The organism is Campylobacter showae (genome assembly GCF_004803815.1).
Lineage (GTDB): Bacteria > Campylobacterota > Campylobacteria > Campylobacterales > Campylobacteraceae > Campylobacter_A > Campylobacter_A showae.
In genome coordinates, this window is sequence record NZ_CP012544.1 from 806,927 (window position 1) to 820,504 (window position 13,578).

General features: G+C 46.1%; 15 protein-coding genes. 10 read left to right on the top strand and 5 right to left on the bottom strand.

Annotated features, from left to right (window positions below; genetic code table 11):
- Positions 1–145: 145 nt before the first annotated feature.
- The 4 genes from dnaK to rpsO form a co-directional block, all read right to left on the bottom strand.
- Positions 146–2,023: a molecular chaperone DnaK gene (gene dnaK / locus CSHOW_RS04000; RefSeq protein WP_002946504.1), complete on the bottom strand. Its 1,878-nt coding sequence runs from the start codon at positions 2,021–2,023 to the stop codon at positions 146–148.
- A 35-nt stretch (positions 2,024–2,058) separates the two neighbouring features.
- Positions 2,059–2,586: a nucleotide exchange factor GrpE gene (gene grpE / locus CSHOW_RS04005; RefSeq protein WP_002946505.1), complete on the bottom strand. Its 528-nt coding sequence runs from the start codon at positions 2,584–2,586 to the stop codon at positions 2,059–2,061.
- Entirely contained in the window at positions 2,583–3,362 is a 780-nt protein-coding gene (locus CSHOW_RS04010) for an HrcA family transcriptional regulator (RefSeq protein WP_002946507.1), read from the bottom strand. The genes grpE and CSHOW_RS04010 overlap by 4 nt, the downstream gene beginning before the upstream one ends.
- Positions 3,363–3,663: 301 nt before the next feature.
- Entirely contained in the window at positions 3,664–3,936 is a 273-nt protein-coding gene (rpsO, locus tag CSHOW_RS04015; protein WP_039895052.1) for a 30S ribosomal protein S15, read from the bottom strand.
- A gap of 144 nt (positions 3,937–4,080) precedes the next feature.
- Here rpsO and CSHOW_RS04020 point away from each other — a divergent pair, with 144 nt between their 5' ends.
- Genes CSHOW_RS04020 through CSHOW_RS04050 form a run of 7 tightly spaced genes read left to right on the top strand, consistent with a single transcriptional unit; the run spans position 4,081 to position 9,638 of the window.
- A complete protein-coding gene (locus CSHOW_RS04020) occupies positions 4,081–4,485 on the top strand; it encodes an RrF2 family transcriptional regulator (protein ID WP_002946513.1) in 405 nt (134 codons plus the stop codon).
- 3 nt (positions 4,486–4,488) lie between these two features.
- Positions 4,489–6,651: a flagellar biosynthesis protein FlhA gene (flhA, locus tag CSHOW_RS04025; protein ID WP_002946520.1), complete on the top strand. Its 2,163-nt coding sequence runs from the start codon at positions 4,489–4,491 to the stop codon at positions 6,649–6,651.
- Between the two features lie 8 nt (positions 6,652–6,659).
- Positions 6,660–7,778 carry a DHH family phosphoesterase gene (locus CSHOW_RS04030; RefSeq protein ID WP_002946521.1) on the top strand — a complete coding sequence of 373 codons (1,119 nt, stop codon included), beginning with the start codon at positions 6,660–6,662 and terminating at the stop codon, positions 7,776–7,778.
- 3 nt (positions 7,779–7,781) lie between these two features.
- Entirely contained in the window at positions 7,782–8,009 is a 228-nt protein-coding gene (locus CSHOW_RS04035) for a hypothetical protein (RefSeq protein ID WP_002945055.1), read from the top strand.
- Positions 8,006–8,185 (top strand): hypothetical protein, encoded by a 180-nt coding sequence (locus CSHOW_RS04040; protein WP_002946522.1) that lies wholly within the window; start codon positions 8,006–8,008, stop codon positions 8,183–8,185. Before CSHOW_RS04035 ends, CSHOW_RS04040 begins: the two co-directional genes overlap by 4 nt.
- Complete coding sequence (gene cmoB / locus CSHOW_RS04045) at positions 8,185–9,090, top strand: tRNA 5-methoxyuridine(34)/uridine 5-oxyacetic acid(34) synthase CmoB (RefSeq protein WP_002946524.1); 906 nt, start codon at positions 8,185–8,187, stop codon at positions 9,088–9,090. The genes CSHOW_RS04040 and cmoB overlap by 1 nt, the downstream gene beginning before the upstream one ends.
- An 11-nt stretch (positions 9,091–9,101) precedes the next feature.
- On the top strand, positions 9,102–9,638 hold the full coding sequence (locus CSHOW_RS04050; protein WP_002946525.1) for a hypothetical protein: 537 nt from the start codon (positions 9,102–9,104) through the stop codon (positions 9,636–9,638).
- 198 nt (positions 9,639–9,836) lie between these two features.
- Here the strand turns inward: CSHOW_RS04050 and CSHOW_RS04055 are convergent, their stop codons facing one another.
- Positions 9,837–10,460, bottom strand: a complete 624-nt coding sequence (locus CSHOW_RS04055; protein ID WP_039895041.1) for an MBL fold metallo-hydrolase — start codon at positions 10,458–10,460, stop codon at positions 9,837–9,839.
- A 116-nt stretch (positions 10,461–10,576) separates the two neighbouring features.
- Between CSHOW_RS04055 and CSHOW_RS04060 the strand changes: the two genes are divergently transcribed.
- The 3 genes from CSHOW_RS04060 to CSHOW_RS04070 all read left to right on the top strand — a co-directional run bounded on the left by CSHOW_RS04060 (position 10,577) and on the right by CSHOW_RS04070 (position 13,575).
- Positions 10,577–11,332 (top strand): NAD+ synthase, encoded by a 756-nt coding sequence (locus tag CSHOW_RS04060; protein ID WP_002946529.1) that lies wholly within the window; start codon positions 10,577–10,579, stop codon positions 11,330–11,332.
- Positions 11,333–11,531: 199 nt separating this feature from the next.
- Entirely contained in the window at positions 11,532–12,668 is a 1,137-nt protein-coding gene (locus CSHOW_RS04065; RefSeq protein ID WP_002946533.1) for a DegT/DnrJ/EryC1/StrS family aminotransferase, read from the top strand.
- A complete protein-coding gene (locus tag CSHOW_RS04070; RefSeq protein WP_002946538.1) occupies positions 12,661–13,575 on the top strand; it encodes a tetraacyldisaccharide 4'-kinase in 915 nt (304 codons plus the stop codon). Before CSHOW_RS04065 ends, CSHOW_RS04070 begins: the two co-directional genes overlap by 8 nt.
- Positions 13,576–13,578 lie beyond the last annotated feature (3 nt).

A 13,578-nucleotide genomic window follows, 5' to 3' on the forward strand; every position in this document is an offset into this window, starting at 1 on the left:
GGATTGGGTAAATTTGAGATAACTAATTTAGAGATTTATAAAAATCCGCCCGTCAAATTTAACGGGCGGGGCAAATTTAAGGGTGCATAAAAACGCTAAAACCTTAAATTTACGTTTGAAGCTCTCGCCGAAACAAGGGCTAATTTTACTCAACTTCGGCATCGATGACGTCGTCGTCTTTTTTCTTGCCGCCGTTTGCTTGCTCGCCCGCGGCGCCGTCTTTTTTATACATCGCTTCGGCTAGCTTGTGGCTGGCTTCGCTTAGAGTTTTGACCTTCGCGTCGATCTGCTCTTTGCTCGCATTTTCGTCTTTTAGCGTCTCTTTTAGCTCATCAAGCGCCTTTTGGATACGCTCTTTGTCCTCGGCTGGGATTTTCTCGCCTAGCTCGTCGAGGCTCTTTTGCGTTTGGTGTGCTAGAGCGTCGGCTTGGTTGCGCGCCTCGACCGCGTCTTTGCGCTTTTTGTCGTCCTCTTTGTGTAGCTCGGCGTCTTTGACCATGTTGTTGATCTCGTCCTCGCTTAGACCGCTTGAGCCTGAGATCGTGATATTTTGGGCTTTGCCGGTAGCCTTGTCTTTAGCGGAGACCGTTAGGATGCCGTTGGCATCGATATCAAACTCGACCTCGATCTGAGGCACGCCACGAGGAGCAGCAGGGATACCCTCTAGGTTAAACTGACCCAAAGACTTGTTGTCGCGGGCAAATTCGCGCTCGCCTTGTAGCACGTGGATCGTGACGGCGCTTTGATTGTCTTCGGCGGTTGAAAATACTTGATTTTTCTTAACCGGGATAGTCGTGCCTTTTTCGATGATTTTCGTCATCACGCCGCCTAGAGTCTCGATGCCTAGACTTAGCGGAGTGACGTCTAGGAGCAACACGTCCTTTACGTCGCCTTTGATAACCGCGCCTTGGATCGCCGCGCCGATAGCTACGACCTCGTCCGGATTTACGCTTTTATTTAGCTCTTTGCCAAACGCCTTTTTGACCTCTTCTTGAACTAAAGGCACGCGCGTCGAGCCGCCCACCATGACGATTTCTTTTATATCTTTTTTGTCAAGTCCGGCATCTTTTACGACCTCGTTTATCTTGGTGATCGTTTGAGCGACCAGATCTTCGATCATGCCTTCAAATTTAGCCCTAGTTAGCGTTTTTGTAAGGTGTTTAGGACCCGTAGCGTCAGCGGTGATAAACGGTAAATTTATAGTCGTTTCTTGAGCCGAGCTAAGCTCCTTTTTAGCCGTTTCGGCTGCCTCTTTTAGGCGCTGCATAGCCATCACGTCGGTTTTTAGATCGATGCCCGAGTCACTTTTAAATTCGTTCGTTAGCCAATCAATTAGGCGGTTATCGAAATCATCGCCGCCTAGAAACGCGTTACCGCCGGTAGCTAAAACCTCGACCACATTATCGCCGGTTTCTAGTACGGTAACGTCAAACGTACCACCGCCTAGGTCGTAAACCATGATCTTCTCGGACTCTTTTTTATCTAGACCGTAAGCAAGAGCCGCCGCGGTAGGTTCGTTTATGATACGAAGCACGTTTAGTCCAGCGATCGTGCCAGCCTCTTTAGTTGCTTTTCTTTGGCTGTCGTTAAAGTAAGCAGGCACCGTGATGACGGCGTCTACGACCGTTTCGCCCAGATAGCTTTCCGCATCCTCTTTTAGCTTCATTAGCACTTTGGCCGAGATTTCTTGCGGAGTGTAGACTTTGCCCGCGATCTCGATAGCGCACGCGCCGTTTCTATCTACGACGTGGTACGGCAACCTAGCTTTAGCTTCCTGAGCGTTTTTCTCGTTGCTCATTAGGCCCATTATTCTTTTGATAGAGTATATGGTTTTTTCAGGATTTGTGACGGCTTGGCGTTTTGCGCTGTCGCCTACTAAAATTTCGCCCTTATCTGTAAACGCTACGACCGAAGGAGTCGTGTTTTTACCCTCTTTGTTCGGGATTACCTTGCTTTCACCTCTCTCATACACGCTTACGCATGAATTCGTCGTTCCTAGGTCTATACCTATTACTTTTGCCATTGTTTATCCTTTTTATTAAATTTTTCTTTCAAATTTTACTTCGCTATCGACACCATCGCAGGGCGCAAAACTCTGCCGTTGATGAGGTAACCTTTTTGTATCACTTGTACGATCTTGCCTTTTTCCACGTCTTCGCTTTCTACTTGCAGCATAGCATTGTGGAAATTCGGATCAAAGTCCTCGTTCGCTTCGATCGCGGTGATGCCGTTTTTCTCGAAACATTTTTTAAACTGATCTATCGTTATATAAATTCCCTCTTTGATTTTTGCCGCGTATTCGTCGCCTTCGGTTTCAAAATTTACCGCCATCTCAAGCGCGTCTATCACCGGAAGCAGATCCCGCGCAAATTTCTCGTTTGCATATGTCGCAATGTCCGCTTTTTCCTTTTCAAAACGCTTTTTGATGTTTTCAAAGTCCGCATTGGCTCTGTAATACTTATCCGTTAGCTCCTCAAGCTGCTTTTGAAGCTCGACGTATTTTGCGTCAAGGCCCTCAAAGCTGATACTCTCGTCAAAATTTGATGGGATTTGCTGCTCAAGTTCCACGTTTTCATTCTCGTTCATGCCGCCTCCTTTAGGTTGTTTAAAAATCTTTCGTAATCATTATAAATACTGCCCGCGCAAAGCATTTTAGCCTCTTTGCCCTCGTAATTTACGCCAAGCTTCATGCCTAGATAATTCTCGCCGAAAAATACCAAATTTGAGTCAAAAACCATCTCAAAGCTAGGGCTTAGCGCGTTTTTAAAGCTCTCGCCGAAAATTTCAAGTGCTATCTTTTCGTTTTCTAAAAAGCGAATTTTGGTGCGCTTTAGCTCGGCTATCTTATTTCTTAGCTCATTTAGTCCCACCTGCATACAGGTAAGCTCGAGTCTATCGAGATCTATGCCTATGAGATTACTCAAAAATTTCTCGACTTTCGAGTTAAATTTGAGTGCTATTTCGTCCTCGCTAAAGCTCAAAATCAAAAATCTATTGTTTAAATTTAAGACCTGATTTAGCGTTTGGGTTTTGCTTTCAAAAATCATCGCGTAAATTTCAAATTTATCGCTTAGCAACTTTAGCAGGTTAGGATTTGCGATATCTAGCGTCTCATCGAAATTTAACCTAGCTCGCCAATAATCTCTCATCGTCGCAGCCGTCGGTATCCTGCCGCCGCTAACGTGAAACTGGGTGATCGCGCCCTCGTCGGAGAGCTTTTTAAAATAAACCCTGATCGTAGAGGCCGGGATCGACATCGCCATACGCGAACCAAGCTCGCTAGAGCCGATCGGAGCGTTGTCGCTAAGATAAGCTTGAATAATAGAATCAAGTATCATATCTCGCTTGCTCACCTTTATCATATTAGCACTCTCTCCTTTAAATTGCTAGGCGCATTATACAACATTGAGCGGATAATTGTCAAGGGCTATAGTTAAAAAAAATTGTTTAGATAACTTTAGTGTAGTTGGCTCAAAGTTAGAAAGGTAAAAATTGGGTGTGATGAGTGGCGCGCGGGAAAAATTGAATAAATTTAATGTAATAGATAGTAGGTTAAATTTGGTTTTATCGCTAAATTTTAGGAATCTAAAATTTGATGTGTTAAATTTTGAAAAAAATAAGAAGTAAAATTTGAAAGAAAAGCCCCAAATTCGGGGCCTAGGATTATTTATCTCTGAGATTTAGCTCAGCGATAACTTTTGTGTAAGCTGCGTAATCTTTAGCTTTTAGATATTTCATCAAGCGTTTTCTGCGGCCGACCATTTTAAGTAGTCCGAGGCGAGACGAGTGATCTTTTTTATAGATTTTTAGGTGCTCGGTTAGCTCCTCGACTCTTGCGGTTAGCAATGCGATCTGAACTTCCGGAGAACCGGTATCTTTTTCTTTTCTAGCGAATTTCGCAACAATTTCTGCTTTTTTAGCCGAATCCAAAGCCATAGTGACCTCCTGATTGGTGAGATTAAAAAAGGCGATTATATCATAAAAATCAAAAAATGCGGCGCCTGTTTTAAAAAATATTGATTTAATCAAATTTGCAGATAAAATTTAATAAAATATCCGCAAAAAATTTAAGGGGAATTTATGCTTTTGACAAAAGCAAGCGAATACGCGCTGCTTTCACTGATTTACATAGCGCAAAAAGACGCTCCCTCGGACGTCGATACGATGTCGGGCGAGCTTGAGATATCAAAAAGCTTTTTGGCTAAAATTTTGCAAAATTTGGCTAGAGAAGGCATTTTGGTTTCGTTTAAGGGCGCAAACGGCGGATTTATGCTCGCGCAAAAGCCTGAAGAAATCAGTATAAAAAGAATAATCGAAAGCGCAGAAAAGCGTAAAATGGCGGTATTTGAGTGCTCGATCTCGGCTGATAGCTGTGCCTCCAGCAAGGGCGGAATGTGTCAAATTTGGCCGATGTTTAGCGCGCTTCAGTCTAAAATCGACGATTTTTTAGATACAATTACGTTAGCAAATATAATCAAGAAGTAAATTTTGGCAAAACAAAAGCGCAATATCCTAACCCTGGTCGCACCGTTTTTAGAGCCTATCGTAAGGTTTAAGGGGCTCACGATCGTAGGCGTCATAATCGCCATCCTAGCGATCATCATCGTGCCGCTTCCTAGCGCGGTTTTGGACTTTTTTCTTGCGCTTTCCATCTCTATCTCGGTGCTCATTATCCTGATTGCCGTTTACGTGCCAAAGCCTACCGACCTTAGCACTTTTCCGACGCTTATTCTCATTATCACGCTTTTTAGACTCTCGCTAAACATAGCCACGACGCGCATGATTTTGAGCGAAGGACACAACGGTCCCGATGCCGTGAGCGAGATAATCTCAAGCTTCGGACAGTTTGTCGTAGGCGGCAACTACGTCATCGGCGTGATCGTCTTTACGATCCTAGTTCTTATAAATTTTATGGTAGTTACAAAAGGCTCGACGCGCGTGAGCGAGGTGCAGGCGAGATTTACGCTTGATGCGATGCCGGGTAAGCAAATGGCGATAGATGCCGATCTAAATGCAGGTCTGATCGACGAAAAGACAGCTAGAGAGCGCCGCGAAGCCATTATCGGCGAGGCGAATTTCTACGGAGCGATGGACGGTTCGTCTAAATTTATCAAAGGCGATGCTGTCGCTGGCATCATCATCACGATCATAAACATCGTCGGCGGCTTTCTCATTGGCTCGTTTCAGTACGGCCTAGATATGGCTACCTCGGCACAAAACTACACGATCCTAACGATCGGCGACGGTCTAGTAAGCCAGATCCCGGGCCTCATCACGTCGACGGCTACGGCGATCATCATCACTCGAGCTAGCAAGGACGATGAAAATTTCGCCGAAGGCTCGCTAACGCAGTTGCTGGGCGAATACAAAACGCTTCTAATAGTCGGCTTCATACTATTTATCTTTGCTCTAGTTCCCGGGCTTCCGACGCTATCTCTGGGCTTTATCTCACTTTTGTTTTTAAGTATGGGCTATATAATGAAAGAGGTAAAAGAGGGTAAGATAAATTTGACCGCCAAGGCTCAAAGCGCAAGCTCTACCCAAGGCGAAGAAGAGGGGCAGGCCGCACCAAAACCGCCTAAAAAAAGCGAAGAAGAGATTGCTCGCGAAGAGGAAGCTAAGATAAACGATATCTTAAAGCTTGAAATTTTAGAGCTTGATCTGGGCTACGGTCTGCTAAAGATCGCCGAGACCGATCTCATCGAGCGCATACGAGCGATGCGCCGAAATATCGCGGCACAGCTTGGTTTTTTGATGCCAAAGATCCGTATACGCGACAACCTTCAGCTACCGCCAAACGAATACCGCTTTAAGCTAAAAGGCGTCGTGATCGGGCAGGGCGAAATTTACGCGGATAAATTTCTAGCTATGGATAGCGGGCTAGTTAGCGACAACATCGAGGGTATCCCGACTAAAGAGCCCGCGTTTGGCCTCGATGCGCTATGGATCGATGCGGGCGTAAAAGAGGACGCGATACTAAGCGGCTACACGATCGTAGATCCCGCGAGCGTCATCTCCACGCACATGAGCGAGCTGATAAAGCAAAACGCCGCCGAGCTCCTAACCCGCCAAGAGACGCAAAATTTGCTCGACAAGCTAAAATCAGAGTACCCCGTCATCGTCGAGGATACGCTGCGCATCGCGCCTATCGGAGTTATCCAAAAGGTGCTAAAAGCGCTGCTAAAAGACCACATCCCGATAAAAGATATGCTAAGCATCCTAGAGGCGCTAAGCGACATCGCCGAGGTTAGCAAAAACCTCGATATGATCGTCGAGCACGTCCGCACCGCGCTTGCTCGTGCTATCACTTCGCTTTACGTCGATGAGGGCGGGCGGTTAAATTTCTACGTGATGGAGCCAGCCGCGCAGCAAAAGCTAATCGACGCCGTGCAGTATAAAGACGGCGCGTATCACCTGATGATAAACGTCTCGCAGACCTCGGCGATCGTGCAGGCTCTGCGTGAGGCGAGGGCGAAGCGGCCGATCTCGGAATACGGCTCGATGATACTTTGCGTAGAGCCTAGCTTGCGTAAATTTATCGCTGATATCTGTGCAAATTTCGCCATAGATATCACGGTGCTTAGCTTTGCCGAAGTCGCGGCAAATACGCCGTTTGAGACGCTAGGCACGATAGAAATATCAAATTTGTAAGGAATAAAATGACCATCCACCACCTCTCGCACACCGATCTGGACGGATACGGCGCGCAGGTAATAACGAATCACTATTTTAAAAACGTTAAATTTTACAACTCAAACTACGGCAAGGAGATCGACGAGAAATTTGATCAAATTTTGGCTCAAATTTCGGATAAAAGCGTAGCCCAGACGCAGTCAAATTTAATCAGCGAGCAAAATGGTAACTCGCAAAATGCGTCCGAAAATCGCGGCGAGGGCGAAGCGGCTAAAAATGACGAAAAAGCGCTTATCCTGATAACTGATCTAAATTTGACCGTGGAGCAGTGCGAAGCCTACGAAAAGGCGATCGCAAATAAAAACGCTAAAATTTTGCTCCTCGATCACCACCAAAGCGGAGTCGAGTGCGCGAGCAAATTTAGTTGGTATTTTTTAGATAGCTCAAGGTGCTCGACTAAGATCACGCATGATTTTTTCGCTAAAATTTACGGGGTCGATGCGAGCTTAAATCACTTTAGCGACGTCGTAAATGCGGTCGACATCTGGCTAAAAGAGGACGTAAATTTTGAAATGGGTAAGGTCGGGCTCGGACTCGTCGCGAACGCAAAAGAGATAAACAAAACGATGTTTGAGGCTGAAAATTCGCGCTATCTTTTTTATCTTATCGAGCGCGCGAGGGAGTTTTTTGACGCGGGAGACGACTACGTCGGGCTTGATGAGGCGATTTTCGGGTTTAAAAAGGACTTTTTCAAAGAGGATAAAAACGATACGCTAAGCAACCTTATCTCAGCCTTCGTTGTAAAAAAACTAAGCGAAGAAAAAGATAAATTTAGCATAAAGTATAACGACCTTAACGGCATTTTGACCTACAATATCGGCAATACTTCCGTTATCGGCAACGATTTTTTAGTTGCGAACCCCGATATTGATTTTTTTATCGACGTTACGAGCAAAAAGACGCTGAGCTTTCGCGCTAACGGCAAAGTTGACGTGAGCTTGATGGCTAAAAATTTAGTCGGCGGCGGCGGACACGTGAACGCTAGCGGCGGGCTTTTTGCTGGCTTTAAGGATAGCTTTAGCTATGAGAACGTAAAAGCGCAAATAACCGACCTGATAACTAAAAAAACGATTTTACAAGGATAGAAAATGAAAGAAATAGAACCTACCGTGGACGAGCTAAGCTACGAGCTTTCGATGATGTTAGAGGCGATGCTTTATTATGCCGGCGTGAAAAAAGATAGGCTTGAGGACGCCGCCGAGACCTACATCGAGTGTATCGACGACGCGCTGGAAAACTCGGGTGCCGAGGGCGTGGACGAGGTGCTCGAAGTCGTCGAATATATGAAGAAAAAGCACGCTAAATTTTTCAAATGAAAACTCTAGCGCAAATTTTATTTTTTTCGGCTCTGGCGGCGATGCTAGGCGGTTGCGTGTTTTTAAACGATCGCGGCGTGACGACGAAGTACTATAACGAGTGCAAGGAGTACTACGACGCGACGGGCGTCTATCACAAAGAGTGCCCTAAAAATATCATCGACTGGACGGAGTGATGAGCTTAGAAGCGGCTAGAGCGGCGAAGGCTAGGGAGCTGGCGGGCAAAACCTACGCACCTTTGATGCGGGAAGTAGAGGAGCTAGCGGCCAAATTTAAGGGACGCGAATTTGAGCTTAAATTTGACGATATAGTCGAGATAAGCGTAAATTTAACGCCAGCGGAGCGCGAAGAGACGCTGCAAACGGCGCTAAATTTACGCTCGTGGCGCAAGGGGCCGTTTAAGATAGACGATATCTTTATCGACAGCGAGTGGAGGAGTTTTGTCAAATTTAACCTGCTCGCGCCGCATATGGATCTAGCAGACAAGGTCGTGGGCGATATCGGCTGCAACAACGGCTACTATCTCTTTCGTATGTTGCCCCAGCGCCCAAAAAAACTGATCGGCTTTGATCCCGGCGTTATGAGTTTTTTGCAGTTTAAATTTATCGATGCGTTCGCGCGCTCGGGCATAGAGTACGAGCTGCTGGGCGTCGAGCATCTGCCGCACTACGGCGTCAAATTTGACGTGCTCTTTTGCCTGGGCGTGCTCTATCACAGAAGCGATCCCGTGCGTACGCTAAAAGAGCTAAAAGGCGCGTTAAATGCGGGCGGCGAGCTATTTTTGGACACGATGTATCTTGATATGGAGGGCGATTTTGCCCTGAGCCCGAAAAATACATACTCAAAGATACCGAATATCTACTTTGTGCCGACTATTAGTGCGCTTTTAAACTGGTGCGAGAGGGCAAATTTTAAAGACGCGCAAATTTTGGCTACAAAGCCGACGGACGCGCACGAGCAGCGAAAAACGGAGTGGATCTTGGGTCAGAGTTTGGGCGATTTCCTAGATCCTGCAGACCCGGCGCGCACGGTCGAGGGCTATCCTGCGCCAAAACGGGTCTATCTAAAACTAAGCGTATAAAAAGGTGAAAAATGGACGAAAATATCTACGACGACAACAGTAGCGACGGGGTCGTACTGCCAGAGGATGAAAATCCGTTTCGCAACGAGCTAAAAACCTCGCCGAATATAAAAATCGGTCTTAGCGGCGCCGTGACGCAGCTCGAGCCAAACCGTGCTAAAACGCGTTTTTTTGCCACGAGCGACATGGTTGCCGATAGCGAGGGACTTATACATAGCGGGTTTGTTTTTTCGGCGGCTAGCTACGCGGCGATGGCGGCGGTCAATGAGACTTTTAGCGTCGTTATCGGCGCTAAGATACATTTTTTTGCCCCGACAAAGCTAAATGAAGCGATCGAATTTGACGCGCGCTCGCACTTTAACGAGAGTAAGAAGCGCGAGGTGCGAGTAACTGGCACGACGAACGATATAAAGGTGTTTGAGGGGACTTTTCAGGTCGTGATTTTAGAAGATCATATCTTTAAAATTTACAAAACGAACCTGCAAAAACAAGCCGCGCAAAGACGAAACGAAGCAAAACGCAAAGAAGAGGCGAAGCAAAACGCGTAAGCTCGGTCAAATTTGATGAAATTTGGCGGCGCGGTAAATTTGCGCCGCCTTTTCTTTTAAATTTGATTTTATGCCGTTTTTTGGCGGTATTTTGGGAAAACCAGCATAAATTTAACGCCAAATTTGCCGTTTTGTTTGGCTTGACCGCTTTAAATTTAATGCGTTTTTAAAAAATCTTAAAAGCTCAAATTTGACCCGTTAAAATCTCATCTCCCTACCGATCATATTTATCCAAAAATCTAAATTTGCACGCTCAGCTTTTAGCGTCGTTTTGTCGCCGTGACCTGGATACAGTACAAAATCGCCTTGCAAATTTTTACATTTTAGCAAGCTTTGGCGCATATCCTCGGCGTTTGAAAACGGAAAATCATAGCGTCCGATCGAGCCTCTAAACAAAAAATCTCCGCTAAAGATAACGTCGTCCACGCGCACCATACAGCATCCTGGCGTATGCCCAGGAAAGTGCATAAACTCGATCTCAAAGTCTTCTATGTTAAATTTTACATCCTCAAATTTCGCTCCGCCTATGCAGATCGCGTCATACATCGGCTGCTGTCCGGCATCCCAAAGATCTTCGTGAAGCATGAAATTATCGCTATTATGGATATATACCGGAACATTAAAAAAATTTTTTAAGCTAATATTGTCAAGAACGTGATCAGAATGCCCGTGAGTGTTTAAAATAGTGAGTGGCGCGTGTGAATTTTTTACGACAAAGTCATATGAATCTTGACCTGGATCAATAATAATCTCGCGCCCGTTTTTGGATACTATGTAGCAGTTGGTTTGATAATCTCCGCATGGTTTTGAAAAAATTTTCACGATTGTCCTTTTGTAAAATTTAATTAAAATAAATTGTATATTTTAAGCTTAAAAGTTAAATTTTATAAAAAAACTGTATAATATTTTAGAATTTAAATTTATCGGTGATAATCGTTATGAAAAATTATTCGCAAATCAGCCTAAAGCTAACCGAGTTTTTGGCGAGCTATCTCGAAAAAAGCGGCGCAAAGGGCTTTGTTTTGGGCGTTAGCGGCGGTCTAGACTCCGCCGTCGTAGCCGCTCTTTGCGCGCGCACGGGCATTGAAACGCATGCGCTTTTGATGCCGACGAAGTACTCAAACGAGCGGAATTTAAGCGACGCGCTAAAGCTTTGCAAAGATCTAAAAATAACGCATAAAATCATCGAAATCCAGCCGATTTTGGATAGCTTTACCGCTCAAATCGGCGAGCAGCCGTCAAATTTGCGTATGGGAAATCTAAGCGCAAGGGCGAGGATGTGCCTGCTTTATGATTATTCGGCAAAGGTAAACGCGCTAGTCGTGGGTACTAGCAACAAAAGCGAGCGCCTTCTTGGATACGGCACGATCTACGGCGATATGGCGTGCGCGCTAAATCCGATCGGCGAGCTCTTTAAGACTGAAATTTACGAGCTGGCGCGCGAGCTTGGTATCGATGAGAAAATCATCGCAAAAGCCCCGTCCGCCGACCTTTGGGAAGGGCAAAGCGACGAGGCCGACATAGGCTACACTTACCAGCGACTGGACGAGGTTTTGCGTTTAGTGCAGAGTAAAAGCGAGGCCGAGCTGGCGTGCGAATTTGACCCAAAGCTCGTCGCGACTGTGTTTTCAAGAATGAGAGCAAATAAATTTAAACTCTCGCTGCCGCCGATTGCTAGCGTGAACGGCGAGTAAAATTTGAGCTAAATTTACGGCTACGGCGATAAATTTGGCTGAGGTTTTGAAAGTCAAAAACGGTGAAATTTGACGGTAGAGTCGCGATGATTTTGCTGAAAGTAAAAAATAGATAAAACTGCCGCAAATTCGGCTCTAAAGTAAAATTTAAAAAACGAAATTTAAAAGGTAAGATAAAAATAAAAAACAAGGAGGCACAATGGAAGAGATAGCGTTTTATCGACCGACCATCGACGAGGCCGAAACCACGCTCATCAAAGAAGCCTTAAAAGATCACGGTTCGGCGATCGTGGATAGGCTGGAGTCCGAGCTTAGGGAGTATTTTGGCGTAAAGCATGCCGTTACGACAAATAACAACAGCGCCGCCCATCATTTGGCGCTTTGCTCGATGGATCTAAAACGCGGCGACAAGATTATCTGCTCGGTAAACTCCACTCCGAGCGTGGCGCAGGCGATTAGACACTTTGACGCCGAGCCGATATTCGTCGACATCAACGAAGACGACTTTAACATGAACGCCGAGTCGCTACGAAATACTCTAAAATTGCACAATCACAAAAAGCTAAAAGGTATATTCGTAAACCACGTAGCGGGGCAGGCATCTGATATGGACGAGATTTACGCTATCGCGCAGGAGTACGACGTAAAGGTACTAGACGACGCGGGCAAGTCTATCGGACTAACCTATAACGGCGTAAAAATCGGCTCTGATGAGCGCTCGCTTATCTCTTGCTTTAACGTGCATTCGCAGCTAACTAACCCGATCGCGACGGCCGGCTTTATGCTAACGGACGACGATGCGGTCGCCGAGCGCGCTAGACTACTGCGAAACCACGCGATCGTAAATGGCGGCATAGACAAAGACGGCAACCTAGGCTACGTCTATGACGTCGTAGATATCGGCGTGAAGTATGATCTAACCGGGCTTTGCGCGGCGTATGCTGTGGCTCAGTTTGAAAAGACGGATAAATTTATCGCGCGACGCAGACAGATCGCCGCCATCTACGACAAAGAGCTAGCAGACTGCCCGCACGTCTCGCTACCGATCAAAAAGCGCGACCACGTCTACATCCAGTACATCATCAAGATCGACAAAAACCGCGACGGATTTGCGAAGGAGCTGCTAGAGCGCGGTATCCACACGGCGCTTCACTACAAGCCGATGCACCTTTTAAGCTACTATAAGAGCAAATACGGGCTTAAGGTAAATTCATTCCCGAATGCGCTAAAAACATATCAGCAGGTGCTTTCGTTGCCCGTTTACAACGCGCTTAGCGACGAAGAGGTTGCATATATCTGCGAGAGCGTGCGAGAAGTAGCCAAAACGCGTGTTTAAAAGGAAAATTTACGCCTTTGCGCAGGAGTATTTTTACGCTCCGAATTTGTGGCAAAAGTGCCTATCTATCGCGCTTTTGCCGCTTAGCTGGATTTACTGCGCATGCGTGATTTTAAAATCCAAATTTAGCAAAGCTTTAGATTTTGGCATTCCGATTATCAGCATCGGAAATTTAACCTTAGGCGGCAGCGGAAAGACGCCGCTGGGTATTGCTATATTAAGCGAATTTGATGGCGGTTGCGTCGTGCTACGAGGCTATGGTAGAGCTTCGCAAGGGCTAGTCAAGGTCGCAGTCTCGGGCGAAATTTTGGTGGGCGTCACGGCTAGCGGCGACGAGGCGATGGAGTACGCAAAAAGTGTAAAAAACGCAAACGTCATCGTGAGCGAAAACCGCGATATCGCCATAAATGAGGCCAAAAAAATGGGCGCAAAATACGTGCTGCTCGATGACGGCTTTGGTAAATTTCATATCAAAAAATTTAACGTCCTGATCCGCCCATCGGCAAAGCCGTATTTTGATTTCGTCATGCCTAGTGGCGCGTATCGCTACCCGAGTAAATTTTACGCTAAAGCCGACTACGTCGTAAAAGAGGGCGAGGACTTTACTCGAGAGAGCGAAATAATAAATCAAACTACAAAGATGGTTTTAGTGACCGCTATCGCAAATCCGCAGCGCTTGGAGCCTTATTTTAGCCTTTGCGTGGGACGCGATATTTATCCCGATCACTACGCGTTTTCGCGGGACGAGCTAGCGAGTATCCTAGAGCGCTACGCCGCGACCTCGCTTTTGGTTACGCGAAAAGACGCCGTAAAGATGGAGGAGTTTGGCTTGCCGCTATCCGTTATCGCGCTAAAAACGACACTGGCGGGTAAATTTAAACGAATTATCAAAGAGAAAATTCTATAATCT